The organism is Stenotrophomonas sp. 1278 (genome assembly GCF_029892765.1).
Classification (GTDB): domain Bacteria; phylum Pseudomonadota; class Gammaproteobacteria; order Xanthomonadales; family Xanthomonadaceae; genus Stenotrophomonas; species Stenotrophomonas indicatrix.
Window position 1 is genome coordinate 46,772 of sequence record NZ_JARXWD010000005.1, and the last position, 25,851, is coordinate 72,622.

Genomic DNA, 25,851 nt, shown 5'->3' on the forward strand with positions numbered 1-25,851 from the left:
GTGCGGTGAAGCAACGCGCGAGGATCACCGACTTCTGGCGTTCACGTCAAATACACGCCGTTTGAGGCAGGTCGCAGCCTGCTCGCTGAACTTGCATCTGAAACGATCCAGCCAGCCGCGGGCGGCCAAGCTGAATGGGGATCAGGCCAGATCCGGCGGGGGCGCGGCCTGCAGGGTGGTGCGTACCTGGAACAATTCAGGGAAGAAGGTCAGTTCCAGCGCCTTGGCCAGGAAGCCCACGCCGGACGAGCCGCCGGTGCCGCGCTTGAAGCCGATCACCCGCATCACCGTGCGCATGTGGCGGAACCGCCACAGCTGGAAGGCGGTTTCCAGGTCCACCAGGTCTTCGCACAGCGCGTACTCGCGCCAGTAGCGGTCGGTGTCCTGGTAGATGCGTTCGAAGACCGGCTGCAGGCTGTCGTCGGCCACGTGCGGCTGGGTCCAGTCGTGCGCCTCGTACACCGCCGGTACGGCGTGGCCGAAGCGGGCCAGGTACTTCAGGAATTCCTCGTACAGGCTCGGCGCCTCCAGCACGGTGCGCAGTTGCGCCTGCCCGGCCGTGTCGTGCTCGAACACCTGCAGCATCTGCGCGTTCTTGTTGCCCAGCAGGAACTCGATGTAGCGGTACTGCAGCGACTGGAAGCCCGAGGACGGACCCAGCACGTCGCGGAAGCCCATGTACTCGGACGGGGTGAGCGTTTCCAGCACCGACCACTGCTCGGTCAGCTGGCGCAGCACCTGCTTGCTGCGCGCCAGCACCTTGCGGCACTGCCAGACCTCATCGCGCTGCAGGAAGCCGATCGCCGCACCCAGCTCGTGGCCCAGCAGCTTCAACCACAGCTCGGAGGTCTGGTGCTGGATGATGAAGAGCATCTCGTCGTGATGCGGCGGGTTGGACAGCGGCTGCTGCGCGCTGAGCAGCTGGTCCAGCCGCAGGTAGCCGCCGTAGGTCAGCCGCCCCTGCAGATCGGTGTGGATACCGGCTTCGAGATCGCGTTGGTTGTTGTCGACGGACATGGGCGGGACCAGATCGGGGGCGGCAAGGGTAGCGCGTTGCCGCCGCGCTGGCAGCCGCGATGACCGTACCGGGGCGTGCGGTAGGCCTGTGGAACGGTGGTTGCGCGTGGAACCGTTTGCGCCGTTCTACTGGCGCTCAGCCCAGCGTCGTTTGTGATGCTTTGCAGCAATGGCTGAATACGTTGAAGTTATTGGCATCATGCGCCCGGAAGGGGGTACAAAGGCCGGTGGGCTGTGCTGCGCCGCAGGACGGCTTTTTCGTACGCATTCCTTAACATGGCGATTCATATCATTTGTAACTTCTCTGTCGAAGGTGCAGTACGCAATGACGGTTGCCGCTGAGTTCAAGATCGAATACCTGCAGTATCTGGACACGGACGGCACGCTCGTCCGCGATGACCTGCCCGAAGCCCTGCGCGACCCACGCGCGTTGCTGCCGATGTTCAAGCAGATGCTGTTCGTGCGCGTGTTCGACGGCAAGTCGATCGCGCTGCAGCGCACCGGCAAGCTGGGCACCTACGCGGCCTGCCTCGGCCACGAAGCCGCGCATGTCGGCATCGGCGCCTCGATGCAGAAGGACGACGTGTTCGCACCGTCCTACCGCGAGTACGGCGCGATGTTCATGCGTGGCGTGCGCCCGCACGACGTGCTGATGTACTGGGGCGGCGACGAGCGCGGCAACGACTACGGCGGCAATGCCGCCAAGGACTTCCCGTTCTGCGTGCCGATTTCCACCCAGTGCCTGCACGCCGCAGGCGCTGCGCTGAAGTTCAAGCTCAACAAGGAACCGCAGATCGCAGTGGCCGTATGCGGCGACGGTGGCAGTTCCAAGACCGACTTCTACGCGGCCTTGAATTCGGCCGGTGCCTACAAGCTGCCGCTGATCCTGTGCATCGTCAACAACGGCTGGGCCATCTCGGTCCCGCGTTCGGCGCAGACCGGTGCCGAGACGCTGGCACAGAAGGGCCTGGCCGGCGGCCTGCACTGCCTGCAGGTGGACGGCAACGACCTGATCGCGGTGATGACCGCCATGCTGCAGGCGCGCGAGCGTGCGCTGGCCGGCGACGGCGGCACCGTGCTGGAGTTGATGACCTACCGCCTGTCCGACCACACCACCGCCGATGACGCGCGCCGCTACCGCGACGACGCCGAAGTGAAGGATGCCTGGCAGCGCGAGCCGATGCTGCGCCTGCGCAAGTACCTGACCAACGCCGGTGTCTGGAGCGAGGAAGAAGAAGCTGCCTGGACCGCCGAGTGCGGCAAGCGCGTGGACGAGGAAGTGAACCTGTACCTCAACACGCCGGTGCAGCCGGTCGAGGCGATGTTCGATTTCCTCTATGCCGACCCGCCGCAGGACCTGCTGGCCCAGCGTGCCCAGGCGATCGCCCTGGAGCAGCGCCATGGATGAGATCAAGAACGGCGCGTCCAGCGCGCATACCAACGCCGCCGACAGCGCTGCCGTCGCGCGCGGAGAACAGAACATGACCGACACCCCGATCACCCTCATCGAAGCCATCACCCAGGCGCTGGCCTGGGAGCTGGAGCACGACAAGTCGGTGCTGGTGCTGGGCGAAGACGTGGGCGTCAACGGCGGCGTGTTCCGCGCCACCGCCGGCCTGCAGCAGCGCTTCGGCGCCGACCGCATCCTCGACACCCCGCTGGATGAAACCACCATCGCCGGCCTCACCATCGGCCTGGCCGCACAGGGCATGAAGCCGGTGGCCGAAGCGCAGTTCGATGGCTTCATGTACCCGATGGTCGACCACATCATCTGCCACGCCGCGCGCCTGCGTTACCGCACTCGTGGCCGCCTGCACTGCCCGATGGTGCTGCGCGTGCCGTGGGGTGGCGGCATCCGTGCGCCGGAGCACCACAGCGAGGCCAACGAAGCGATCTTCACCAACGTGCCGGGCCTGCGCGTGGTGCTGCCGTCCTCGCCGCAGCGCGCCTATGGCCTGCTGCTGGCCGCGATCCGCGAGCCGGATCCGGTGATCTACATGGAGCCCAAGCGCATCTACCGCCAGTACAAGGAAGTGGTCGTCAACGACGGCGAAGCCCTGCCGCTGGACGTGTGCTTCGTGCTGCGCGATGGCACCGACGTGACCCTGGTGACCTGGGGTGCGCAGGTGAAAGAAGCGCTGGAAGCGGCCGACAAGCTGGCCGGCGAAGGCATCAGTGCCGAAGTCATCGACGTGGCTACGCTGCGTCCGCTGGACTTTGCCACCATCGCCGAGTCGGTGGCCAAGACCGGCCGCTGCGTGATCGTGCAGGAGGCCCCGAAGACCGCGGGCTTCGGCGCGGAAATCGCCGCACGCCTGGCCGAGGAATCGATCTACGACCTGCTGGCTCCGGTCGAGCGCGTCACCGGTTACGACACCCACATTCCGCTGTTCCGCCTGGAGATGAAGTATCTGCCGAGCGTGGAGCGGATCGTGGCGGCGGCCAAGCGCGCGGTGGCGGCAGGCTGACATGCGGGCCCGCCTTCTCGGGGCTTACCGCAGCCAGTATCCCAACCCGCTCCGGTTCCGCACCGGCCAGATCGTCGAAGTAGGTGTACGTGACGAGGAATGGCCGGCGTTTGCCTGGGTGCGCACCAGCGATGGGCGCGCCGGATGGGCACCGGTAGCGTGGTTGCAGCTGTTGGACGATGGTCGCGCCGAAGCCCTGCGCGACTACGACGCCCGCGAGCTGGATGTGGAGAACGGCGAGATGGTCAAGCTTCATCACGAACACGGCGGGTGGTGGTGGTCCGAGCGCGCCAATGGCGCGACGGGCTGGTTGCCTGCCCGCGAACTGGAACTGCTGGAAGAGAACTGCAAATGAGCCAGACCAAGAACTTCAACCTGCCCGACCTGGGCGAAGGCCTGCCGGACGCGACCATCGTCGAGTGGTTCGTCAAGGAAGGCGATGTGATCAAGCTGGACGAGCCGCTGGTCTCGATGGAGACCGCCAAGGCCGTCGTCGAAGTGCCCTCGCCGTTCTCCGGCACGGTGCTGAAGCTGTCCGGCGCTGCCGGCGACATCATCCCGACCGGCGCGGTGCTGGCCAGCTTCGCGCTGGACCCGAACCTGCCGCAGCGTGCTGACGGCCAGGACACCGGCCACAGCCACGGCCATGCCGCTCCGGCTGCCGCCGCAGCTCCGACGCCGCCGCCGCTGCCCACCGCAGCCGCCCCGGTAGCTGCAGAAGAAGCCAAGCCGGCTGCCGCCGAGCGTGATGACGCCGGCACCGTGGTCGGCGCGATGCAGAGCTCCAACGCTGTGCATGCCGAACAGGCGCTGGCCGTGGGCGGCGTCAAGGCCGTGCCGGCGGTGCGGGCCACCGCCCGCAAGCTGGGCGTGGACCTGAGCCGCGTACGTGCCACCGGCGCCGATGGCGCGGTGACCATGGCCGACGTCAAGCAGGCCGCCGCCGACGGCAGCGCGAAGATTGGCGCGGCTCCGGCAGCGGTTGCTGCACCGGCTGCCGCCGCGCCGGCGCCGGCCCAGGTGCCCGCACCGGTACAGTCCGACGCACGCACCCCGCTGTCCGCTGCCGGCAAGCCGATGCGCACCCAGCCGCCGGGCGTGGTCGCCAAGGGCCAGCCGGAACCGCTGAAGGGCGTGCGCCGCAACATGGCCCGCGTCATGGCCGATGCGCACAGCAAGGTCGTGCCGACCACGCTGAACGACGACGCCGACATCCACGCCTGGCTGCCGGGCAACGACGTCACCGCGCGCCTGGTGCGCTCGATCGTGGTCGCCGCGCAGAAGGTGCCAGCGATGAACGCCTGGTTCGACGGTGAAGCGTTGACCCGCACCCTGCACGCGCAGGTGGACATCGGCATCGCCGTGGATACCGACGACGGCCTGTTCGTGCCGGCCCTGCGCAACGCCGACATGCTCGACGCGCGTGGCATCCGTGAAGGCGTGAACCGTCTGCGCGAGCAGGTGGAAGCGCGTTCGATCGCGGCCTCGGAGCTGAGCGGCTACACCATCTCGCTGTCCAACTTCGGCATGTTCGCCGGCCGCTACGCGACCCCGGTCGTGGTGCCGCCGTGCGTGGCCATCGTCGGTGCCGGCCGTGCCCGCCACCAGATGACCCCGGTGATGGGCGGCGTGGAAGCGCACAAGGTCATTCCGCTGTCGGTGACCTTCGACCACCGCGCCGCCACCGGCGGTGAAGCGGCCCGCTTCCTGCGCGCGATGATGGACGACCTGGCGCTGGCCAGCTGACCGGTAGGTGCCAACCTTGGTTGGCACATGAGTTGAAAAAACGCCGGGCAATGCCCGGCGTTTTTTTGTGCCTGCTCCACTATGTCGCCTGGCCATGCTCGGCTGCTTTTCAGTAGATCCACGCCATGCGTGGATGAAGGCATGAAACAAGCCGAGCTTGGGCTCTGCTATACAAATTTCCTGGATCAATCGCGCGCAACCATGCCCTCGGCGCGGCTGTAGACACGCAGCCGGTGACCATCGGGGTCGACACCGACGAAGGTGTAGCCGAATTCCAGCGTTACCGGCGCCTGGGCGATCTGCACACCGAGTGCGCGCCAGGCATCGTGCAACTGCCGCACTTCATCAGGATTGGCCACCACCATCGCCAGCTCGGCTGCACCGCCCTCCGCATCCACTGGCGGCTGCACGTCATCGCGCTGCCACAGGCCGAGCGCGGCGCCATCGCCGAGCAGGAACAGGGCAAAGCCGGGCGACTGTTCGACCGGTGCCGTGCCGAGGATGCCGCTGTAGAAGGTGGCGCTGGTGGCAACGTCGCGCACGTACTGCAGCAGGGTGCTTGGCTTGAACATGGGAAAGCTCCGTGGTTGGGAGCGGCCATGGTGGCCCTGCCCTGCTGACAGATCCTGTCAGCAGCGTCGACCCTGCTCGACTGCCTTTGCTCTGGCTTTGGTAGGTGTCGAGCTTGCTCGACTGCTCTCCGCGAAGAGCAAGAGCGTCGAGCAAGCTCGACACCTACCAAAGCCAGAGCAACGACCAGAAGCGGTCGAGCAAGCTCGGCCTCGTCACGAACGGTCCAGCCAATCCGGGGCGATGCCCTGCGCCTTCTGCCAGCGCCGCAACAAGGTCGCGCGTGGCACCAGGTAGTGCTCTTCCAACGCACGCACATGGCGAATGCGATCCAAGCGGAAATGACGGAAGTCTTCGCGGCCCTCGCACCACGCCGCCAGCATCGGCACTTCATCGAAGTACCCCAGTGCGAACGGCCAGACCACGCGCTCGGTACGCCGGCCCTGTGCATCTTCATAGGCGAACTGCAGCCGCTGCTGCGTGCCCACCGCTTCGCGTACGGCCTGCAGCCGCGCCGGGGGTACCTTGGCCGTCGTTCGCGATGGGCCCACCCGCAGGCCGCTGTCACGCAGCGCATCGCGTCGCGCCGCCGGCAGCACGTGCGCGATCCGCGCCAGGGCATCACGTGCAGCCTCGGCCAGGGCCGGCTCGGTGCGTGCCGCCACCCAGCGCAGGCCGAGCACCAGCGCGTCGATCTCGGCCGGTGGCAAGGTCAGCGGCGGCAGCACATCGCCCGGTTCCAGCTGGTAGCCGACACCGGCTTCCCCGCGCAGATCGGCGCCCTGCTCGCGCAGCGTTTCAATATCGCGGTACAGCGTACGCAGGCTGATGCCCAGTTCTTCGGCCAGCGCCTGCCCGGCCACCGGCCGGCGGTGGCGGCGCAGCACCTGCAGCAGCTGGTTCAGGCGCAGCGCGCGGGACATCAGCCGACCAGATCGCGCGACGGCACCACGCGCTCGCCCGGCTTCGCCGCCAGCGCCGCATCCACCAGCGCGTGGGCTATCACCGGTGCCGGATTGATCCGCCAGGCACGTGGCAACACCGGCCCCAGCACACCCAGCACCTGCAGCGCGAAGTGTTCGCCACGGCGGACCTCCTGCCGCTCACCGCCGATCAGCCCTGGCCGCACCAGCGTCAGCGACGGGAAACCCAGCGCGCGCAGGTCACGCTCCAGCTCGCCCTTGACCCGGCTGTAGAAGATCGACGAACGCGGGTTGGCGCCTGCGGCCGAGTTCAGCGCGAAGGCCTGGGCCCCCTGTGCAAGGGCCAGGCGGGCGAAGGCCAGCGGGTAATCGTGGTCGATGCGATGGAACGCCTCGCGGCTGCCGGCCTGGGCGATGGTGCTGCCCAGGGCGCAGATCACCGCGTCCACCCGGGCCCAGTCCGGCGCATCGGGCAGCCGGGCGAAGTCGAGCACCGGGTTGTGCAGTTTCCCGTGCGGCACAGTCAGCGGGCGACGGCTGGGCGCGACCACGGCGCTGCAGCGGGGGTCGGCCAGCAGCTGCGACAGGGCGTGGCCTCCGACCAGTCCCGTCGCCCCCAGCAACATCACACGCATACCCACCTCCACTGCGGCATCCTGTCGCCCATCCTATCGGTTCAAGCCACCGCCGGTTGCGCCGATATGCTGTGACCAGCCCCCCTGCCATCCCAGGATGCGTTCCATGACGGACCAGCCCGACCCCCGCCCTGCCCCCGGCACCGCCATCGGGCCGCCTGCGCGCGTGCGCGCGGTGGTCGATGACGGGCGCGGCGATCGGGTGGTACTGCAGGGCGGTAGCAGCGTGGCGTTGCAGCAGCTGTTTGCCGGGGCCGATGCCCCCGAGCCGCTGCTGGCCGCCTTCGCCAATGGCATGGCCACTCTGCCGGGTGAGCTGGGCGACATGGGTGATCGCCTGCAATCGGCGCAGGCCAGTGCCGACTGGCCGCGCTATGGCCGGGCGATGCGGCAGCTGATCGATAAATACATCCGCACCATCGACCAGCACTCGCCCGATGGCCAGCCCGACAGCCTGCGCCTGTCCGAGCAGCTGCGGTTGCTGCTGGGCGGCGCGGTGGTCGCGCTGCTGCAGCACGATCCCGACCTGCGCGAGCAGGCGCAGGCCCTGGCCGTACGCCTGCGCCAATGGCAACCGGGCGCGGCACTGGAACCGATCGAACAGGGCGCGCGCGAGCTGGGCCACCAGATCGGCGTGCGCGCCGAAAGCTGGCAGGAACAGCAGGCGTTGTTGCTTGAGTTGTTCGCCCTGCTGCTGGAGAACGTCAGCGAGCTGCTGGATGACCGCAGTTGGCTGCAGGGCCAGATCGCCGCCGTGCGCCAGCTGCTGGCCGGGCCGCTGGAAGCCGAATCGGTCGAGCGCACCCGCGCCGAGCTGCGCGAAGTGATCTACAAGCAGGGCCTGCTGCGGCAGGGAATCGACGATTCGAAAGCGGCCATGCGTAGCTTGATGGGCGAGTTCATCGAGCGCATGGATGGCATGGCTGCCAGCACCGGTGAATACCACGACCGCATCGGCAGCTACGCGCTGCAGTTGCGCGAGGCGCGCAGCATCGCCGACCTCAACCACCTGCTGCAGGAAGTGATGCAGGACACCGGCAAAGTGCAGCAGCAGGCGGCGCAGGCGCGCGATCACCTGGCCAGCGCGCGGCAGGAAGTGGAACGCGCCGAACAGCGCATCAACCAGCTGGAGCAGGATCTGCGCGCGGCCGGCGATCTGGCGCGTATCGACCCGTTGACCCAGGCCCTGAACCGGCGTGGCCTGGATGAACTGCTGCAGCGCGAGCTGGCCCGCGCCGCACGCAACCACTCGCCGCTCGGACTGGCGGTGATCGACCTGGATGATTTCCACCAGACCAACGACGAACACGGCCATGCCGGCGGCGACGCGCTGCTGCAGCACCTGGTGGCGGTGTGCCGCCTGCTGCTGCGTGCCACTGATGGCATCGCCCGGCTGGGCGGCGACGAGTTCGTGCTGGTGCTTCCCGAAACCCCCGGCGCGGACAGCATGGCCACGGTGCAGCGGCTGCAGCGCTCACTGGCGCATCGCGTGCTGACCCTGCAGGAGCGGCGCATCCCCGTGCATTTCAGCGCGGGCCTGGCGCAATGGCAGCCGGGAGACGATGCCGATACGCTGCTGCGGCGCGCCGATGACGCGCTGTACGCGGCAAAGCGCCAAGGCAAGAACCGGGTACACGCGGGCTAGCTCGCGGGTAGGTGCCAACCTTGGTTGGTGCTTGCGGGAATAAAACCGCCGACCAAGGTCGGCCTCACCCGGGCAAGGCACCGGAAACCGCTGGGTAGGTGCCAACCTTGGTTGGCACGCGCGGACAACAAACCGCCGACCAAGGTCGGCCTCTACCGGGCAGCGGGCCGGCGCTTACTTGCCGCGCAGCTTCTGGAACCCGGTCACCGCCGCCAGCACGATGGCACCGGCGATGATGCCGACCACCATGTTGCCCAGCGCGTTGACCAGCCAGCCCCACTGGCCTTCGCCGCCCAGCGCCTGCACCGCGTGGTGCAGCGCCGGCACGTTGTGCACCAGGATGCCGCCACCAACCAGGAACATCGCTGCGGTACCGGCCACCGACAGGAACTTCATCAGCCACGGTGCCGACACCAGCAGGCCACGGCCGACTGCCGCCAGCGCCGCGCCCTTGCGCGACAGGTACAGGCCCAGGTCGTCCAGCTTGACGATGCCGGCGACCAGCCCGTAGACGAACACGGTCATCGCCAGCGCGATCACCACCAGGGTGCTGACCTGGTTGATGAACGACGCCGTGGCAACCACGCCCAGCGACAGCACGATGATTTCGGCCGAGAGGATGAAGTCGGTGCGGATCGCGCCCTTCACCTTGTCCTTTTCCCACGCGACCATGTCCACCTGCGCATCGGCCAGCGCCTTGCGCCGCTCGGCCTGGTGTTCGGCGTCCTCATCGGCGGAATGCAGGAACCGGTGCGCCAGCTTCTCCACGCCCTCGAAGCACAGGAAGGCGCCGCCGATCATCATCAGCGGCACGATCAGCGGCACGTTCCAGCCGCGGCTGTGCAGCCACGCTTCCAGCGCGCTGATCGCCAGCGCCGCCGGCACCAGGATCACCTTGTTCACCAGCGAGCCCTTGGCCACCGCCCACACCACCGGCAATTCACGGTTGGCGTTGACGCCGGTTACCTGCTGCGCGTTCAGCGCCAGGTCGTCGCCCAGCACGCCGGCGGTCTTCTTGGCGGCGACCTTGGTCAGCACCGAGACGTCGTCGAGCAGGGAGGCGATATCGTCAAGCAGGGCAAACAGGCTGGCACCGGCCATGGGGGATCCAGTAAAGGGAATGAGCGGATTCTGACCGATCCGGCGCCACCTGCGGTAGCGGGTTCACCACGCGCCCACCGGGCGGCAGGGACACTGGAAGCGTAATCCGGTCCCGCCGGCGGCGGGATCACGGACATCGGGTCGTCGTCTTCGAGGAGTGTCGTTTGAGCAATCCGTCCACCGCCACAGGCAATCCGCCGCTGATCAGGGGCATGAACCGGCGCAGCCAGATCCTGCGCCTGCTGATGCGCTACCGCCATTCCGGCGTGTTCTCCGGCATGAACCTGGACGCTGCCGGCAGCCACACCGACGTGCCACCGGACGGCAATCCGGAGCAGTTCGTCAGTGACCTGGAAGCGCTGGGGCCCACCTTCGTCAAGCTGGGGCAGATGCTGTCGACCCGTCCGGACATGGTGCCGGTGGAGTTCGCCACCGCGCTGGAGCGCATGCAGGAGAAGGTGGCGCCGATTCCGGTCGAACGCATCCACGCCATCGTCGAGCAGGAGCTGGGGGCGCCGGTGAACAAGCTGTTCGCCGCATTCGACCCACAACCGCTGGGCTGCGCATCGATCGCCCAGGTGCACCGCGCAGTGCTGCACGACGGCCGCGAGGTGGCGGTGAAAGTGCAGAAGCCCGAGGTGGCCGCGCAGCTGCGCTCGGATCTGGAAGTGCTGCGCAGCTTCGCCCTGGCCGCCGACCATCTGACCCAGATCGGTCGCCGCGTGCGCCTGCGCGACTGGCTCAACGAATTCGCCAAGACGCTGATGCAGGAGCTGGACTACCACGCCGAGGCCGAGAACCTGTCGCGCTTCGGCCGGCACCTGAAGCCGTTCCGTCGCCTGTGGATTCCGCAGCCGCTGTGGGACTACAGCAGCCATCGCGTGCTGACCATGGAACTGGCCACCGGCGTGCGCGTGGATGCCATTCCCGATGTGCGCCGCACCGAACAGGCGATGGACCCGCTGGCGGCGGCGCTGATCCGAGGCTATCTGGACCAGATCTTCGTGCACGGCGAAATCCACGCCGACCCGCACCCCGGCAACCTGCGGGTGATGCCTGATGGGCGCTTGGCCATCTTCGACCTGGGCATGGTCGCGCACATGCCGCCGCGGCTGCGCGAGCGCCTGCTGAAGATCCTGTTTGCCGCCGTCGATGGCCGCGGCGAGGAAGTGGCCGACGACCTGATCAGCATCAGCACGCGGCTGGAGGCATTCGATGAGGAGCGCTACCTGCGCGAGACCGGCCAGCTGATCGCACGCTATGCCGCCAGCGCGAACTTCTCCGAAGGGCGCGTGGTGCTGGACATGGTGCGCATCGCCACCTCGTCCGGATTGCGTACGCCGCCGGAGCTGAGCCTGCTGGGCAAGGCGCTGCTCAACCTGGAAACCGTATGCCGCCTGCTGGCACCGGATCTGGACACGCGCCGCATCGTCGAACGCCAGCTGCAGCACGTGATGCGCGCGCGCCTGAAAAAATCGCTGTCGGCCGCCAACCTGGCCAGCGAGGCGATGGAGCTGCAGCAACTGCTGCGCGACGGGCCGCGCAAGCTGTCGGACATCATGGCGCTGCTGGCCGAGAACCGCCTGCAGATGAAGGTGACCGGGCTGGAAGAATCGCGGCTGATGGAGAACCTGCAGAAGATCGCCAACCGCGTGGCCGCCGGCATCATCAGCGCCGCGTTGATCATGGCGGCGGCAATGATGATGAAGATCGACACCGGCTGGCATGTGCTGGGCTATCCTGCCATCGCACTGGTGCTGTTGCTGATCGGCGTGGTGCTTGGGCTGGGCATCGTGACCAGCGCATTGTTGTTCGATCGCCGTGCGCGTTCGCGCGAGGAACGCGGGCATCGATAGTGTCGCATCCACGCTCGACGTGGATCAGCGAAAACAGTGCATTCATGCAGTTTTTTAATGCAATCGAGCGTGAGTTTTCACGCTCGATTTACGTTCGCAGCGTGATATCGCACGCACGATTTCAACAAACATTTCAGTCAGGTTCGTGCATGCACTATCGGGTCATCGGCCTGTCATGCAGATGTGCTTGCAGCAGCGCCGGTCGGATGGACACGCGTCGGTACGACGTCCATCGCCACCCCGTCACTGCCGAAGCTGCCTATGCTCTGGATTCTGCTGCTGTCGCTGTTGCTGCTGTCCTGGTTGTTCCTCGCGTCCGCAAAATGGGTGTGGTGGAAAGCAGGCTTGTTCTCGCTGTTGCTGCTGGCGCTCAGTGCCTGGTGGCTGATCGACAAGCTGTCCGGTGACGGACTCAACGCCGCCACCCTGTACCACCTGGGTGCGGACATGGAAGGCGCCGGTGTCGCCGACTTCAAGGGCTATATCGCCGGCTTCATCGTGCTGGCCGCCGTGTCGCTGCTGCCGCTGTTCGCTACGCGGGTGAAGCGTTGGCGCCGCCCCACGGCCGGTGGTGCGTGGTTTGCCGGTTTCGCCGCGCTGTGGGTGGCCACGATCATGATCAGCCCACTGGCCCGCGATGGCCAACGCCTGTACCAGCAGCTGCGCCCGGTGGATTTCGCCCGTATCGCTCCCGAATACCAGGTGCCCACGCAGGCCCTGCAGCGCCCACGCAACATCGTCTGGATCTACGGCGAGAGCCTGGAGCGAACCTATCTGGATGAGGCCGTGTTTCCCGGCCTGATGCCCAATCTCAACCGCTTGGCGGCCAGGTCGCTGGATGTGCGCGGGCTGGCCTCGGCCGAAGGCGGTGGCTGGACCATCGCCGGCCTGGTGTCGTCGATGTGCGGCGTGCCGCTGACCACCTCGCAGGGTGATGAGAACAGCATGGACCGCATGGGCAGCTTCCTGCCCAAGGCCGTGTGCCTGGGCGATTACCTCAAGCAGCAGGGCTACACCAACCATTACCTGGGTGGTGCCAACGGCCAGTTCGCCGGCAAGGGCCAGTTCCTGGCCAGCCACGGCTTCGATGAAGTGCATGACCTGGCGTGGTTCAAGCAGCAGAAGAAGATCGGCCGCATCCACTACTCGGCGTGGGGCGTGCATGACGACGTGCTGCTGGACACCGCCTACCAGCGCTTCGAGCAGCTGTCGCGACAGGATGCGCCGTTCATGCTGACCACGCTGACCATGGACACGCACCATCCGGCCGGGCACCTGCCGGTGGCCTGCAAGGGCGAGCGCTACCAGAGCCAGTACGGCAACATCGGCATGCTCAATGCGCTCAAGTGCACCGACCGCCTGATTTCGCAGCTGGTCGAACGCATCCAGGCCAGCCCGTACGGCAAGGACACGTTGATCGTGATCGCCTCCGATCACCTGGCCATGCCCAATGACCTCAGCCATATCCTGACCAAGCAGAAGCGCGAGAACCTGCTGATGTTCCTCGGTGATGGCGTGGCCCCGCGCCAGCTGGCCGCCGAAGACGGCTCGACCCTGGATTCCGGGGCCACCCTGCTCAGCCTGCTCGATCCGAACCTGCAGACGATGGGCTTTGGCCGTTCGCTGCTGGACGACAAGCGCGCGCCGAGTGCCAGCGCCGCGGCACGCCGCGATGGCGGCCGCGACTATCCGCAGTACCTGGCCTTCGCCCGCTCGCTGTGGCTGGGTGAGCCTACGCGGCAGCTGAAGATCGACGGCGACGACCAGGTGGTGGTGGGCCTGCAGCACGTGCAGCCGCCGGTGCTGCTGGAATACGACAAGGACTGGGACCTGAAATCGGTGTATCTGGAAAACACCTCGCGCCAGTTCGACGATGCCGACCCGGACAACACGCTCGCCTACGTTGATCGCTGCACCGCGTTCGAGGATGGCTCGGCCGACGGCGACTGGTGCGCGCTGCTGGTGAACCGCGACAACGGCATCAAGCTGTACCGGGACGGCCAGCTGCGCAACGGCATCGACGTGGATGCACCACTGGATGCCTTCCAAGGCCCCCGCCCCAGCGTGCGCCAGGCACACATGATCACGCAGAAGGGCCGCCGTACCCGCGCCGGCCAGTACATGCTGCAGCTGGTGGCGAGCACGCGCCCGGATCGCGGTTTCTGGATCGAAGCGGTGTCCTCGCAGCGCAAGGTGGTGTTGGCCCAGCAGTGGGTGCAGCCTGATGCCGATGGCAAGATCAACGTGTCATTCGGGCTCGACCACGAAGTGGATGATCTGGAAATCCGCGCGTGGTTGAACCATGCCGAGAAGCTGGCGGTGGATACCTTCGCACTGGTGCCCTCGCGCGGCCGACCGCGGGGGTAAAGGGGGTTCGGCAGGGCTGCGCCCTGCACCTGCCGAAGCAGTAGTGCCGGCCGCTGGCCGGCAACCTCAACGGCAACAGCCGAAGCAACAGCAACAGCTGGGGTTCCGTGGGGTGGCGGAGCGGTGTGGGTTGGCAGGACACGCCGTAAACCCGTCCTTGGGGGCTCGATGGCGCCATCCATGGCGCCAACGGTCCTGCCCACCCACACCGCCCCGCCTCTGACAGATTCCTGCAGCTGTCGGTAGGTGTCGACCTTGGTCGACACTTCTGTCAGATATGGAAATCAATCCGGGGTCAGATCCGTTTTCTTGCGGAAAACGGATCTGACCCCATCTGCATGAAATCGAATATTTCGATAGTTCATTGAAGAGCATCCATGCATGGCGTGGACCTACGTGTCGACCAAGGTCGACACCCATCAACAGCAACACAGAACACCGTTCCGACAGTTCGCGGGAATCTGTCGAAGGCGGGGTGGGTCCGGTTGCGGGGGTGTCCGCGGCATGGATGCCGCGGCCAAGCCCCCAAGGACGGGTTTACGGCGTCCCCCGCAACCGGACCCACCCCGCCATCCCACAGGAAACCCGCTTTTGCTGTTGCTGTTGCTGTTGCTCCTGAGGTTGCCGGCCAGCGGCCGGCACTACCGCTTCGGCGGGTGCAGGGCGCAGCCCTGCCGACCCACCCTCTTACTGCGGCGGATCGCGGGTGATGTGGATGTCGGTCGGCGTGGACAGCGGGATGTTCCGCTCGGCCAGGATCTGCAGCAGGCTGAAATACAGATCGCTGCGCGTGCCATACACCTGCCGCGGGCTGGCCACGTAGGCGAAGCTGTTGATGGTGATCTGGCCGCCAGCGATGCTGTCGATGTACACCGACGGCGCCGGCTGCTGCAGCACCGTGTTGTGCGCACCGTAGGCATCCAGCAGCGCCTGCCGCAGTCCCGCGACATCGGTGCTGGCCGGCACCGCGAACTGGATCTGGATGCGCCCCTGGTTGTTGCCCATCGTCATGTTGCGGATGGTCTTGGTGATCAGTTCCGAGTTGGGCACGATCAGCGTGGACTTGTCGCTCACCTGGATCTCGGTGGAACGCACGTTGATGCGGCGGATGTCGCCTTCCTGATCGCCCAGCTTCACCCAGTCACCGATCTTCACCGGCCGCTCGGTCAGCAGGATCAGGCCGGAGACGAAGTTCTGGATGATTGCCTGCAGGCCGAAGCCGATACCTACCGAGAGCGCACTGACCAGCAGCGCCAGGTTCTTCAGGTTCAGGCCCATGGCGGTCAGCGCCCACAGCGCCACCAGGATGATGCCCACGTAGCGGGTGATCGTGCTGATTGAATTGCGCGCGCCCAGGTCCAGTTCGGTCTTGGGCAGGTAGGTGTCGGTCAACCAGCGCTGCAGCAGCTGCGTCAGCCCCAACCCGACCAGCATCACCAGCAGGGCGATGGCGATACGCGCAGGCTTGAGCGTGATGTCGCCGATGGAAATGCCGTTGGCCAGCGAAGCGACGCGCTCGACCACCGAGCCAATGTTGCCGAACGGTGCCGCCAGCGCCAGCAGCGCGATCAACACCACGAACGTGCGCAGTACGGCGGACAGCAGCACACCGGCCTGCTCCAGCCGCGACACGCTCAGGCCGGTGCTGAGCAGGATGGTCTGGCCGACCTTGCTGTCGGCGTTGAGCAGCCAGGTGGAGAAATCGTCGACGAACTTGAACAGCAGCGTCGCCGCCAGCACCACGATGCTGCCGCCGATCAGTTGCTGGTTGACGAACTTGGCGAAATTCACATACCCCATCAAGGTGGCGATGATCGCGGCCACCACGGCGATGTTGCCGGCCACCCGTGCCAGCACCAGCCAGCTGCTGCGCCGCACCGGAACGGCCGCACCCTGGCCGTCGGCCTGCGCTTCCAGCTTCGCCTCGGCCTCGGCGGTCTGGCGCCGATGCAGGCGCGCCAGGGTCACCAGCATGGCCATGATCAGACCCAGATAGGTCAGCGCGATCACGCCGTCCAGCGCCACCGTAGTGACGTCGCTGGTGCGGGTGGCTTGGTCGACAGCCACCAGCACCGTGCTCAACCAGGCCAGGGCCGCCGCACCCCAAGCGTATTTGCGCAGCTTCAGCGCGGCGGTGTCATCGAGATTCAACAGGCGCCATGACGGGCGCTGGGGCACCAACATGCAGGCGCTGAGCGCGGCAATGAAGGCTGCGCGGAAGGTGGCAGTCTCAATCCCCTCGGCCACCACCTGCAGGCGCGGTGCGATCGCATTGATCGCATCCAGTGCCGCCATCAGCACCACCACGGCGTAGCCGGGCAGCAGCGTACCGACCAGCAGCAGCCACATGGCGAGCCCGGAACGGCGCAGTCGGCCGTCAGGCGCACGTTCGGATGCAGCAAACCGCCGACCCAGCGCGCGCAGCCACAGGCGCAGCGGGAACATCATCACCAGTGCAGCTGCCACGCCCAGCAGCAGGGTGCCCCAACCATGGGTACGGATGCCGGCGACCAGCGCGTCCCGGCCCATCTGCGCCAGCGGGGCGACGCGTGCGATATCGATCGGCAAGCGCTCGGCCACCTTGGTCCACAGCGCAGGAGACAGCGGCGAGGCCACCTTCTGCCCCAGTTCCTCCGTGCGCTGTGCCGTGCGTTGCTGGTCGATGTCGGCCGCCATCTGCTGGGCGCGCACCGCGCTGGCCTTTGCCTGCGCCATTGAGGCCATCAGGCCATCGCGCTGGCGGGTAACGGTCCGCCGTTGCGTCACCAGCTCCGGCGGCTCGGTGGTCCCCTCGGCGGGCGTACCCAACTGCGCCAGCTGTTCGTCGAGCCGATCCAGCTGCGGCTGCAGCGCTTTCTCCAGGGCTTCAGCATCGCGTCGCGCCTGCGAAGCCTCCTCGGACAGCATCGACAGGGTTTCCACCGCTGCAGCATCAACACGCTTGCGCTCAACATCCTTCAGCGCGCTGTCGATCTGCGCCAGCTGCTGCTTGGGCGTGGGGTCGTCATCCTGGGCCAGCGCCGGCACAGCCAGCAGCAGCGTGCAGCACAACAGCAGGGCCAACCAGGGGCCACGCACCAGGATCGTTCGGAAGAAGGAAGACAAGCCAGCCACACCGTTTTGCGCGGACCACCGCGCCTGCGCGCGACTATACGGCAGGTACTGTAAACGGCGGATGCGCAGGCGCTGGCCGCTGGTTGCGGCTCAGTACTTCAGGCGCAGCTCTTCCACCTGCGGCTGCTGCAGCGCGTACCAGTCCTGGAATTCTTCCTCGGTGATCTCATCCGGCGCATACACCGCGATCGGGTGCCAGGCGTGGTCGGTCGGCAACGGCTGGCGCGGCCCGGCGCGCAGGCTGTAGGCCACGCCTTCGTAGTCCACCAGATCGTCCACCTGCGGCCACTGCTCGCGGGCGAACTGGGTTTCACTCTTCAACAGGATCACCTGGTACATCGGCACCTCCACTTCGGTTGGATCGGAAAAACGCGGCGCTGACGGAAGCATACCGCTGCGCCGATGACGGCACGCGCTCCGCCCGGGCGACGGAATGTTCTGGACATGGCCCTCGCCCCGGCTTCACCCGCCCGTGGCAGTGTCCTCGGCATCGTGGAGGTCCTCTCCTGCCACGCCTGACAATGACCGACCTGCCTCCCCTGAAGACCGTCACCGACCTCAAGCTGCCCCGCTACCTGGGCACCTGGTACGAGATCGCCCGCCTGCCGATGCGCCACGAGCCGGAGGGCTGCACCGACGTGTCGGCCCATTACCAGCTGCTCGACAACGGCAACGTGGGCGTCACCAACCGCTGCCGCATGGACGGCGAGATCGAGGAAGCCACCGGTGAGGCCTGCGCGATCGACAACGACAGCGCGCGGCTGGAAGTCAGCTTCCTGCCCAAGGGCCTGCGCTGGCTGCCCTTCGCCAAGGGTGACTACTGGGTCATACAGGTGGCGCCGGACTACAGCGTTGCCCTGGTCGGCAGCCCGGATCGCAAGTACCTGTGGCTGCTGGCACGTGAGCCCCGGCTCGATGCCACCGTGCAGGAACATTATCTGGCCAGCGCGCGCCTGCAGGGCTTCGATCTGTCCGAACTGATCCTGACCCCGCATACCGGCCACCCCACCGCCTGAGCACGAACCCGCATGGACCTGAAAAGTGGTTACCCGTGGTGGTCGGTGTGCAACGGCCTGATCCAGGCGTTTCCGCCGCTGGAACAGGATCTGCAGTGCGATGTGCTGGTGGTCGGTGGTGGCATCACCGGCGCGCTGACCGCCGATGAGCTGTCGGCCCATGGCCACGACGTTGCGCTGATCGAGCAGCGTGACATCGGCTGGGGCAGCACCGCAGCCAGCACCGCGCTGCTGCAGTACGAGATCGATACCCATCTGCTGGAGCTGGCCTCGCAGTATGGCCAGGACGCTGCGGCACTGGCCTACCAGGCCTGTGCGGACGCGATCCCTGCATTGGGCGAGGTCGCGCGCGGCCTGAAGGACGTCGACTTCAAGCAGATGGACAGCCTGTACCTGGCCAGCCGTCGCCGCGACGTACCGCGGCTGATGGCCGAAGGCGAGGCGCGCCGTGGCATCGGTCTGGATGCGCGCTGGCTGGACCGGGATGCGCTGCAGGAACGTTTCAGCGTCGATGCCGGAGGCGCCCTGCTGACCCGCCAGGCCGCACGGGTTGATCCCTACTGCTTCACTTACGGGCTGCTGCGGCGGTTGCAGCGGCGCGGCGGCACTGTGCATGACCGCACCGTGCTGCATGCCCTCACCCCCACCGCGCGCGGCGTAACCGCCCGCACCGAATCCGGCATGCAGATCCGCGCCCGCCACGTGGTGCTGGCGATGGGCTATGCCAACCAGCAGTGGCTGGACCCGCGCGTGGCCCGCAACCGCAGCAGCTATGCGTTCATCACCGACCCGATCAACGCCGATGAACTGGGCTGGCTGCAGCGCACGATGGTCTGGGAGAGCGCGCGCCCCTACCTGTACCTGCGTGCCACTGGCGACCGCAGGCTGTTGGTGGGCGGGCTGGACGATGCCATCGATATTCCCGCCCGCCGCGATGGCCGGGTGGACAGCAAGGCCCGCAAACTGATGAAGCAGCTGCTGCAATGGTTCCCGCACCTGCAGCCGACCCCGGCGTTTTCATGGGCGGGCACCTTTGCCGAGACCGCTGACGGCCTGCCGTTCTTCGGGCCGCATGCGCAATGGGGACCCCGGGTACAGTTCGCCATGGCCTATGGTGGCAACGGCATCACCTATTCGATGATCGGCGCCGGGCTGCTGCGGGCACGGATCGAGCGGCGCCGGCACCCGCTGCAGGACCTGTTCGGGTTCGGGCGGTTGTAGCGTGAAGCCAGGCATGGCCTGGCTCTACCGCAAACGGGCGCCGACAGGCATCATTCAAGCAACGCCTGCTAGCGTCGGCCTGTACCGCCGCGTGCTGCGCGGCCCCTCTGCGCTGGAGTGCCGTCATGATCCGCCCCCTGACCCTGCTGCTGTGCCTGGCCGCCCTGCCCGGGACCGCGTTGGCGCAGTCCGCCGCCGGCGCCACCGCGCCGCAGGCGTCCGGCCTGGACCTGTCCGTGCCGCAGACGCCGATGCGCTATCTCAACGATCCGACGCTGCAACAGGATCCGCCCGGTACCTTCTACGGCGACAAGACCGGCCCGCGCGTGCACGGCGACGGCAGGATCGCCGACGTGCAGGACGACAAGGTCAAGGTCTCCGGCAGCTTCACCACCGGCATCGGCTATGCCAAGAATTACGGCAACACCCACTACAACGCCGCCACGCTGAATCTCAGCAAGAACTACACCAACGATGAAGGCAAGACCCGTGGGGTCAACGTCAACATCCACGTGAGCGAAGGCAAGGGCCCGGGCTTCTTCGGGCCGTACGGCGGTGGTGGGTATTACGGTGGTGGCCCGGGCTATTGGGATTACCCGCCGCCTTACGGCTGGTAAGCCCCGCGTCGGGCCTGGGCCGACCAAGGTCGGCCTCTACTGGTAACAGCGGAAGGTAGCGCCGGGCCATGCCCGGCGGCCTGATGCGTCCGCTGCGCTCGCCGGGCATGGCCCGGCGCTACCAGCGACACGCCCCATCCCGAAGCAGGCGTCAATCCAGCCAGCCATCGCGCTCGCTGTGCAGGATGCGGCCGTCATGACCGCTCAGGCGCACTTCCACCTTCTGGTTGCGGGCATTGCGCGCTTCCAGCGACCACGTCGCACCATCGCGTTCCAGCGAATGGATCTCGCGCAGGCCCTGCGACTGCGCCTTGGCCAGCACCTGCTCGGTGCTCAGCTGCGCACGCCCATCGTGCTCGTCGAAGATCTCGCCGGTCTTCGGGTCCACATACACCTCGCTGAAACGACCATCGGCACGGCTGACATCGGCTTCCCACAGGCCATCATCACGCTCGATCTCATGGATCTGGGTGTAGCCGGCCTTGCGCAGGGTCTGTTCGACCTGGGCCATGCCCAGCGGTGCAGCCTGTACGGCGGGGGCCACGGCCAGGGCGACAACGGTGGCGAGGGTGAGCGACTTCAACATGGGGGTTCTCCTGTTCGGTGCCGGACCATCCCGGCAACGCCACGATGCACGGCGTGGTTAACAGCGGCCTAGCCGGCGCTGTTAGCCAACCGTTAGTCGGCCGCGGCACACTCGCGCCTGTCACTTGTTCCCCATGCTTCCAGCCACTCACGTGCCGATCCTGCCCTCCCTGTCCCTGCTGCTGGCCCTGGCCAGCGCCCCGACCGCCGCCGGCCCTGCCCAGGACCCGGCGCAGCAGGTCGCGCGCCGCGCGGTGCAGCAGGGCCGCTACGTGCCGCTGGAAGGCGTGGTGCGCGATGCACTCAAGCGCCACCCCGGCCAGCTGCTGGAAGTGGAATTGGACGATGGCGTGTACGAAGTGGAGATCCTGCGCGCCGACGGCGTGGTGGTGGAGCTGGACTATGATGCGCGCAACGGCAGGCTGTTGAAGACGGAGCTGGACGACTGATGCGCATCCTGTTGGCCGAAGACGATGCCGCATTGGCCGAGCGCCTGCAGCCGCTGCTGGAGCAGGCCGGTTACGTGGTCGAGGTGGTGGCCGATGGTCGCCAGGCCGAGGAGATCGGCCAGGTGGAGGACCTGCAGGCCGCCATCGTCGATCTGGGCCTGCCCGGGCTGGACGGCCTGAGTGTGATCGAACGCTGGCGCGGCAACGGCCGCGACTTTCCCGTGCTGGTGCTGACCGCACGCGGGCGCTGGCATGACAAGCTGGCCGGCTTCGACGCCGGCGCCGACGACTACCTGACCAAACCCTTCCAGGCCGACGAACTGGTGCTGCGCCTGCGCGCGCTGATCCGCCGCAGCCACGGCCATGCCAGTCCACGGTTGCAGTGCGGTCCGCTGCAGCTGGACGTCAATGCCGGGCGCTTCGACCTGGATGGCCAGGCGTTGGCGCTGAGCCCGCAGGAATTCCGCCTGCTGAGCTACTTCATCCACCACAGCGGCCAGGTGATCGGCCGCGACCGCCTGGGCGAACATGTGTTCAATGGCGGTCACGACCCGGATTCGAATGCGCTGGACGTACTGCTGGGGCGGGTGCGCCGCAAGCTCGGCACCGACCTGATCCAGACCGTACGCGGCCAAGGCTGGCGGTTGGCCGCGCCGTGAGCCGGCAGCCGTCATTGCGACGCCGGCTGCTGCTGGCCGGTGGCATCGGCCTGCTGCTGGTCTCGGCACTGGCCAGTGCGCTGCTGGGGGAACTGTTCAAGCGCAGCGCGCGCGACCGCCTGGACAACGAACTGCAGCAGGACATGCTGACCCTGCTGGCGCAGGCCGAGATCGATGCCGATGGCCAGCTGCAGCTGCGCCAGGAACCCAACGATGCGCGCTTCCAGCGCGTGTTCTCCGGCGCGTACTGGCAGATCGCCGATGGCAGCGGGAAGGTGCTGCTGCAGTCACGTTCGTTGTGGGACGAAACGCTGCCAGTGGCCGCCACTGGCACGGCCGAACGCAATCTGCCGGGCCCGCTGCAGCAATCGCTGCGCGCGCGCGTGCAACCGGTGCGCCTGCCCCGCGCCAACCAACCCTATGTCGCCGTGGTCGCCACCGACCGCAGTGCCCTGGATGCGGACGTCGCCGCGTTCCGCCAACGCAGCGCAATGGCGTTGGCCGTGCTGGTAGCGGCGTGGCTGGCGGTACTGGCCAGCCAGGTGCATTTCGGCCTGCGGCCCCTGCAGCGTCTCGGTGCGCAGCTGGAACGCGTGCGCCGCGGCGATGCACAGCGCATCGATACGGCCGGATTGGGCGCTGAAATCGCGCCGCTCGGCGAGGAGCTCAATACCCTGCTCGACCACCAGCAACGGATGGTGGGCCGCGCCCGCACCAGCGCACAGGATCTGGCGCATGCGCTGAAGACACCGCTGAGCGTGCTCGCCGCTGAAGCCGATGGCGAGGGCCGCGCGTGGCGCGCAACGCTGCGCGAACAGGGCGCACGCATGCAGGCCAGCGTTGATCGCTATCTTGCCGCCGGGCTGACCGCCGACCATCGCGAACGCACGCCGGTGGCCACGGTGGCACAGGCGCTGTGCGGGCTGATGGCGCGCGTGCATGGCGACCGTGCGCTGCAGTTCCAGGCCGAAGGCATTGCCGACGACCTGCAGTTCGCCGGTGCCAGCGCCGACCTGGAAGAGATGCTCGGCAACCTGCTCGACAACGCCGGCAAGTGGGCACAGCGGGAGGTGACGGTCACTGCGCGCGTGGACGACGAACAGTTGCGCATTGATGTGCGCGACGACGGTCCGGGGCTGGCAGCCGAGGCACTGGCGCAGGTGACCCAGCGTGGCGTACGGCTGGATGAGCGCGAAAACAGCAGTGGCCTGGGCTTGGCCATCGTGGGTGATATCGCCGCCAGTTATGGTGGACGGCTGGCGCTGGAGAATGCACACCCGGGATTGCGCGCCACGTTGTGGTTGCCGATGGGGTGACGCGCCGCTGCGCTCGCCGGGCATGGCCCGGCGCTACCCGATCATGCGCGCGCCGACAGGTGTCGACCGTGGTCGACGCGCATCAAGAGCGCCGACCAAGGTCGGCATCTACCAAGCCTCAGCGGTGATGCATCCACCAGCAGTCGATGGCATCGAGCACGATGTGGATCATCAAACCGATGCCCACCAGCCGCGTTTTCTTCGGCACGCACAGTCCCGCATACACGGCAATCGCCGGTGCGGTATGCAGCGGGTGGAAGCCGATGCTGCAGCGGTTCGGGGCGTAGATTGGATCGGCCAGCAGGTGGTCCAGGTCGATGATCCAGCCCAGCAGCAGCAACAGCCACGCCGAGGCGAAGCGCTTGCGCCAGAACAGCCATGCCAGCAGGGCTGGCACGGCGGCATGCAGGAACAGATGGAAGATCGCGCGGGCGCTCATCAGCACCGGTAGCGCCGGGCCATGCCCGGCGTTCCCGTCCCCCTCAGATCAGCGGTTCGTCGGACAGGTAGGTGTAACCGGTCAGGCCCGCTTCCAGCGCTTCGGACAGTTCCTGCGCGCGCTCCGGCGACAGGTCCGCCGATGCCACGCGTTCGGCGTAGGCCGCACGCAGGTCATCCAGCTTGTAGCCCACGTAGTCCAGCATCACGTCGGTGGTATCGCCGCGACGCTGCTGGGTGATGGCGTAGCCATCGGCATCGGCCAGCACTTCCACCGCGTCGGTATCGCCGAACAGGTTGTGGATGTCGCCGAGGATTTCCTGGTAGGCACCGACCATGAAGAAACCGATGCGGTAGCTTTCGCCGTGCTTGATCGCGTGCAGCGGCAGCGAGCTGTCCAGGCTTTCGTTCTCGACGTAGGTCTTGACCATGCCATCGGAATCGCAGGTCATGTCGGCGATGATGCCGCGGCGATCCGGCGCCTCGTTCAAGCGCTCGATCGGCACGATCGGGAACACCTGGTCGATCGCCCACGCATCGGGAATCGATTCGAACACGCTGAAGTTGACGAAGTACTTGTCGACCAGGCGCTCGTTCAGTTCATCCAGCGCCGGGCGATGGCTCTTCTCGTCGTAGCTCAGGCGCGCACGCACGCCATGGGCGATGGCATAGAACAGATCGTCGATGCGCGCACGCTGCGGCAGGTCGATCTGGCCCAGCGCATAGCTGGACAGGCCTTCGGCATGGAAGTGCTGTGCTTCCTGGAACAGTTCCACCGCCGGACGCACGTCCAGTTCTTCGTGGATCTCGCGCAGGTGGCGGATCGAGGCCGGCTCGTCGTCGTGCTGGTCCGGCACGCGGCCTTCCTGCGCCTGTTCCACTTCAGACACGTTGGCGATCAGCACCGCGTGGTGCGCGGTCATCGCACGGCCACACTCGGTGACGATGCGCGGCGGGGTCAGGCCGTGTTCTTCGCAGGCATTGGCCAGCGGCTGCACGATGTTGCTGGCGTACGAATTGAGGCCGTAGTTGATCGAGCAGAAGCTGCGCGAACGGGTGCCTTCGTAGTCCACGCCCAGGCCACCGCCCACGTCGACGTGGGTGATCTTCGCACCCAGCTGTGACAGCTCGACGAAGTAACGGGTGGCTTCGCGCATGCCGTTGGCGATGTCGCGCACGTTGGAGATCTGCGAGCCCATGTGGAAGTGCAGCAGGCTCAGGCAGTCGGCGTATTCGGTATCGCGCAGCGACTTCCACAGGTCCAGCAGCTGGCGCGGGGACAGGCCGAACTTGGCCTTGTCGCCACCGCTGTTCTGCCACTTGCCGGCGCCCAGCGAGGCCAGGCGCATGCGCACGCCCAGGCCCGGCTTCACGTCCAGCGCCTTGGACTCTTCCAGCACCAGCTTCAGCTCGGACGGCTTCTCGATGACGATGAAGGTCTGCAGGCCCAGCTTGCGGCCGATCAGGGCCAGGCGGATGTACTCGCGGTCCTTGTAGCCGTTGCAGACGATCAGGCCACCCGGGCGCGACAGCGCCAGCACGGCCATCAGTTCCGGCTTGCTGCCCGCTTCCAGGCCGAAGCCCTCACCGTGGTGGCTGGCCAGGGTGCCGGCCACGCCGCGGTGCTGGTTCACCTTGATCGGGTACACGGCGGTGTAGCCGCCCGGGTAGTCCCAATCCTGCTGGGCCTGGGCGAACGCCGCCTGCAGCTTGCCCAGGCGCTGGCCGAGGATATCCGGAAAGCGCACCAGCAGCGGCAGCTTGGCACCGGCCGCGCGCGCGGCATCGACCACCTTGGGCAGCGACACCACCGGGCCATCCGCCCCGGTCGGTCTCACCACCATGTGCCCGGCCTGATCCACGTCGAAATAGCCATCCGCCCAGTGCGGGATCGAGTAGGTCTTGCGGGCTTGGTCGAGGGACCAATCGGTCATTGCAGTCGGCCTTGTGGCAAATAAAAGGGGGGGCATGATAACGCCTATATGCCCACAGGTTCGTTATCATGCGCGCCCGCGCCCGTGGCAGGTCTGAACCTGAACGGGCCGATCCGTCCGGATGCGTGGCACCCCGCCTTCAGCCCGGCTCCATCCCCTCCGAACAGGAATGCT

The 25,851-nt window shown here is 67.1% G+C and carries 23 protein-coding genes; 13 read left to right on the forward strand and 10 right to left on the reverse strand.

Going from position 1 to position 25,851, the window contains the following annotated elements:
- Positions 1-141 precede the first annotated feature (141 nt).
- On the reverse strand, positions 142-1,017 hold the full coding sequence (locus M2299_RS06915; RefSeq protein ID WP_025874586.1) for a tryptophan 2,3-dioxygenase family protein: 876 nt from the start codon (positions 1,015-1,017) through the stop codon (positions 142-144).
- Between the two features lie 325 nt (positions 1,018-1,342).
- On the opposite strand from M2299_RS06915, the gene pdhA reads away from it, so the two are divergent.
- The 4 genes from pdhA to M2299_RS06935 are packed head-to-tail and all read left to right on the forward strand — an operon-like array spanning position 1,343 to position 5,231.
- Positions 1,343-2,425: a pyruvate dehydrogenase (acetyl-transferring) E1 component subunit alpha gene (pdhA, locus tag M2299_RS06920; RefSeq protein WP_180831878.1), complete on the forward strand. Its 1,083-nt coding sequence runs from the start codon at positions 1,343-1,345 to the stop codon at positions 2,423-2,425.
- Positions 2,418-3,485, forward strand: coding sequence for an alpha-ketoacid dehydrogenase subunit beta (locus M2299_RS06925; protein ID WP_025874584.1), 1,068 nt, complete (start codon positions 2,418-2,420; stop codon positions 3,483-3,485). The genes pdhA and M2299_RS06925 overlap by 8 nt, the downstream gene beginning before the upstream one ends.
- Position 3,486: 1 nt before the next feature.
- Positions 3,487-3,840: an SH3 domain-containing protein gene (locus tag M2299_RS06930; protein ID WP_025874583.1), complete on the forward strand. Its 354-nt coding sequence runs from the start codon at positions 3,487-3,489 to the stop codon at positions 3,838-3,840.
- The gene (locus M2299_RS06935) at positions 3,837-5,231 is read left to right on the forward strand and encodes a dihydrolipoamide acetyltransferase family protein (RefSeq protein ID WP_099843957.1); all 1,395 of its coding nucleotides are present in this window, start codon (positions 3,837-3,839) and stop codon (positions 5,229-5,231) included. Before M2299_RS06930 ends, M2299_RS06935 begins: the two co-directional genes overlap by 4 nt.
- Before the next feature lie 185 nt (positions 5,232-5,416).
- On the opposite strand, the gene M2299_RS06940 is transcribed toward M2299_RS06935, so the two are convergent.
- The 3 genes from M2299_RS06940 to M2299_RS06950 form a co-directional block, all read right to left on the reverse strand.
- Positions 5,417-5,803 (reverse strand): VOC family protein, encoded by a 387-nt coding sequence (locus M2299_RS06940; protein ID WP_099785668.1) that lies wholly within the window; start codon positions 5,801-5,803, stop codon positions 5,417-5,419.
- 213 nt (positions 5,804-6,016) lie between these two features.
- Positions 6,017-6,724 carry a YafY family protein gene (locus M2299_RS06945; RefSeq protein WP_025874579.1) on the reverse strand — a complete coding sequence of 236 codons (708 nt, stop codon included), beginning with the start codon at positions 6,722-6,724 and terminating at the stop codon, positions 6,017-6,019.
- Positions 6,724-7,359, reverse strand: a complete 636-nt coding sequence (locus M2299_RS06950; RefSeq protein ID WP_280884103.1) for an NAD-dependent dehydratase — start codon at positions 7,357-7,359, stop codon at positions 6,724-6,726. Before M2299_RS06950 ends, M2299_RS06945 begins: the two co-directional genes overlap by 1 nt.
- Before the next feature lie 106 nt (positions 7,360-7,465).
- Between M2299_RS06950 and M2299_RS06955 the strand changes: the two genes are divergently transcribed.
- Positions 7,466-9,004, forward strand: coding sequence for a GGDEF domain-containing protein (locus M2299_RS06955; RefSeq protein ID WP_032976627.1), 1,539 nt, complete (start codon positions 7,466-7,468; stop codon positions 9,002-9,004).
- Between the two features lie 174 nt (positions 9,005-9,178).
- On the opposite strand, the gene M2299_RS06960 is transcribed toward M2299_RS06955, so the two are convergent.
- Positions 9,179-10,105, reverse strand: a complete 927-nt coding sequence (locus M2299_RS06960; RefSeq protein WP_025874576.1) for a DUF808 domain-containing protein — start codon at positions 10,103-10,105, stop codon at positions 9,179-9,181.
- Positions 10,106-10,317: 212 nt separating this feature from the next.
- On the opposite strand from M2299_RS06960, the gene M2299_RS06965 reads away from it, so the two are divergent.
- Together M2299_RS06965 and M2299_RS06970 are read left to right on the forward strand one after the other, a co-directional pair.
- Complete coding sequence (locus M2299_RS06965) at positions 10,318-11,961, forward strand: AarF/UbiB family protein (RefSeq protein ID WP_223483053.1); 1,644 nt, start codon at positions 10,318-10,320, stop codon at positions 11,959-11,961.
- A gap of 261 nt (positions 11,962-12,222) precedes the next feature.
- On the forward strand, positions 12,223-14,328 hold the full coding sequence (locus M2299_RS06970; protein ID WP_280884104.1) for a phosphoglycerol transferase I: 2,106 nt from the start codon (positions 12,223-12,225) through the stop codon (positions 14,326-14,328).
- A gap of 687 nt (positions 14,329-15,015) precedes the next feature.
- On the opposite strand, the gene M2299_RS06975 is transcribed toward M2299_RS06970, so the two are convergent.
- Positions 15,016-17,442 carry a DUF3772 domain-containing protein gene (locus M2299_RS06975; protein ID WP_280884105.1) on the reverse strand — a complete coding sequence of 809 codons (2,427 nt, stop codon included), beginning with the start codon at positions 17,440-17,442 and terminating at the stop codon, positions 15,016-15,018.
- Between the two features lie 90 nt (positions 17,443-17,532).
- Entirely contained in the window at positions 17,533-17,781 is a 249-nt protein-coding gene (locus M2299_RS06980; RefSeq protein ID WP_025874572.1) for a hypothetical protein, read from the reverse strand.
- Between the two features lie 182 nt (positions 17,782-17,963).
- Here M2299_RS06980 and M2299_RS06985 point away from each other — a divergent pair, with 182 nt between their 5' ends.
- From M2299_RS06985 to M2299_RS06995, 3 genes are all read left to right on the forward strand, one after another.
- Positions 17,964-18,458: a lipocalin family protein gene (locus M2299_RS06985; RefSeq protein WP_025874571.1), complete on the forward strand. Its 495-nt coding sequence runs from the start codon at positions 17,964-17,966 to the stop codon at positions 18,456-18,458.
- 12 nt (positions 18,459-18,470) lie between these two features.
- The gene (locus tag M2299_RS06990) at positions 18,471-19,679 is read left to right on the forward strand and encodes an FAD-dependent oxidoreductase (RefSeq protein WP_280884107.1); all 1,209 of its coding nucleotides are present in this window, start codon (positions 18,471-18,473) and stop codon (positions 19,677-19,679) included.
- A gap of 125 nt (positions 19,680-19,804) precedes the next feature.
- Entirely contained in the window at positions 19,805-20,296 is a 492-nt protein-coding gene (locus M2299_RS06995; protein WP_025874569.1) for a hypothetical protein, read from the forward strand.
- Between the two features lie 151 nt (positions 20,297-20,447).
- On the opposite strand, the gene M2299_RS07000 is transcribed toward M2299_RS06995, so the two are convergent.
- On the reverse strand, positions 20,448-20,882 hold the full coding sequence (locus M2299_RS07000) for a PepSY domain-containing protein (protein ID WP_025874568.1): 435 nt from the start codon (positions 20,880-20,882) through the stop codon (positions 20,448-20,450).
- 157 nt (positions 20,883-21,039) lie between these two features.
- Here M2299_RS07000 and M2299_RS07005 point away from each other — a divergent pair, with 157 nt between their 5' ends.
- Genes M2299_RS07005 through M2299_RS07015 form a run of 3 tightly spaced genes read left to right on the forward strand, consistent with a single transcriptional unit; the run spans position 21,040 to position 23,305 of the window.
- On the forward strand, positions 21,040-21,330 hold the full coding sequence (locus M2299_RS07005; RefSeq protein WP_025874567.1) for a PepSY domain-containing protein: 291 nt from the start codon (positions 21,040-21,042) through the stop codon (positions 21,328-21,330).
- Complete coding sequence (locus tag M2299_RS07010) at positions 21,330-21,989, forward strand: response regulator transcription factor (protein ID WP_280884108.1); 660 nt, start codon at positions 21,330-21,332, stop codon at positions 21,987-21,989. Before M2299_RS07005 ends, M2299_RS07010 begins: the two co-directional genes overlap by 1 nt.
- Positions 21,986-23,305 (forward strand): sensor histidine kinase, encoded by a 1,320-nt coding sequence (locus M2299_RS07015; protein WP_280884109.1) that lies wholly within the window; start codon positions 21,986-21,988, stop codon positions 23,303-23,305. Before M2299_RS07010 ends, M2299_RS07015 begins: the two co-directional genes overlap by 4 nt.
- A 118-nt stretch (positions 23,306-23,423) precedes the next feature.
- On the opposite strand, the gene M2299_RS07020 is transcribed toward M2299_RS07015, so the two are convergent.
- Both M2299_RS07020 and speA read right to left on the reverse strand, forming a co-directional pair.
- Positions 23,424-23,744, reverse strand: coding sequence for a DUF6122 family protein (locus M2299_RS07020; protein ID WP_033832425.1), 321 nt, complete (start codon positions 23,742-23,744; stop codon positions 23,424-23,426).
- 43 nt (positions 23,745-23,787) lie between these two features.
- The gene (gene speA / locus M2299_RS07025; RefSeq protein WP_025874563.1) at positions 23,788-25,677 is read right to left on the reverse strand and encodes an arginine decarboxylase; all 1,890 of its coding nucleotides are present in this window, start codon (positions 25,675-25,677) and stop codon (positions 23,788-23,790) included.
- Positions 25,678-25,851 lie beyond the last annotated feature (174 nt).

Coding starts and splice junctions, on each gene's coding strand:
- M2299_RS06915 (WP_025874586.1), bottom strand. CDS start 1,017: ATGTCCGTCGACAACAACCAACGCGATCTCGAAGCCGGTATCCACACC.
- pdhA (WP_180831878.1), top strand. CDS start 1,343: ATGACGGTTGCCGCTGAGTTCAAGATCGAATACCTGCAGTATCTGGAC.
- M2299_RS06925 (WP_025874584.1), top strand. CDS start 2,418: ATGGATGAGATCAAGAACGGCGCGTCCAGCGCGCATACCAACGCCGCC.
- M2299_RS06930 (WP_025874583.1), top strand. CDS start 3,487: ATGCGGGCCCGCCTTCTCGGGGCTTACCGCAGCCAGTATCCCAACCCG.
- M2299_RS06935 (WP_099843957.1), top strand. CDS start 3,837: ATGAGCCAGACCAAGAACTTCAACCTGCCCGACCTGGGCGAAGGCCTG.
- M2299_RS06940 (WP_099785668.1), bottom strand. CDS start 5,803: ATGTTCAAGCCAAGCACCCTGCTGCAGTACGTGCGCGACGTTGCCACC.
- M2299_RS06945 (WP_025874579.1), bottom strand. CDS start 6,724: ATGTCCCGCGCGCTGCGCCTGAACCAGCTGCTGCAGGTGCTGCGCCGC.
- M2299_RS06950 (WP_280884103.1), bottom strand. CDS start 7,359: ATGCGTGTGATGTTGCTGGGGGCGACGGGACTGGTCGGAGGCCACGCC.
- M2299_RS06955 (WP_032976627.1), top strand. CDS start 7,466: ATGACGGACCAGCCCGACCCCCGCCCTGCCCCCGGCACCGCCATCGGG.
- M2299_RS06960 (WP_025874576.1), bottom strand. CDS start 10,105: ATGGCCGGTGCCAGCCTGTTTGCCCTGCTTGACGATATCGCCTCCCTG.
- M2299_RS06965 (WP_223483053.1), top strand. CDS start 10,318: ATGAACCGGCGCAGCCAGATCCTGCGCCTGCTGATGCGCTACCGCCAT.
- M2299_RS06970 (WP_280884104.1), top strand. CDS start 12,223: ATGCTCTGGATTCTGCTGCTGTCGCTGTTGCTGCTGTCCTGGTTGTTC.
- M2299_RS06980 (WP_025874572.1), bottom strand. CDS start 17,781: ATGTACCAGGTGATCCTGTTGAAGAGTGAAACCCAGTTCGCCCGCGAG.
- M2299_RS06985 (WP_025874571.1), top strand. CDS start 17,964: ATGACCGACCTGCCTCCCCTGAAGACCGTCACCGACCTCAAGCTGCCC.
- M2299_RS06990 (WP_280884107.1), top strand. CDS start 18,471: ATGGACCTGAAAAGTGGTTACCCGTGGTGGTCGGTGTGCAACGGCCTG.
- M2299_RS06995 (WP_025874569.1), top strand. CDS start 19,805: ATGATCCGCCCCCTGACCCTGCTGCTGTGCCTGGCCGCCCTGCCCGGG.
- M2299_RS07000 (WP_025874568.1), bottom strand. CDS start 20,882: ATGTTGAAGTCGCTCACCCTCGCCACCGTTGTCGCCCTGGCCGTGGCC.
- M2299_RS07010 (WP_280884108.1), top strand. CDS start 21,330: ATGCGCATCCTGTTGGCCGAAGACGATGCCGCATTGGCCGAGCGCCTG.
- M2299_RS07020 (WP_033832425.1), bottom strand. CDS start 23,744: ATGAGCGCCCGCGCGATCTTCCATCTGTTCCTGCATGCCGCCGTGCCA.
- speA (WP_025874563.1), bottom strand. CDS start 25,677: ATGACCGATTGGTCCCTCGACCAAGCCCGCAAGACCTACTCGATCCCG.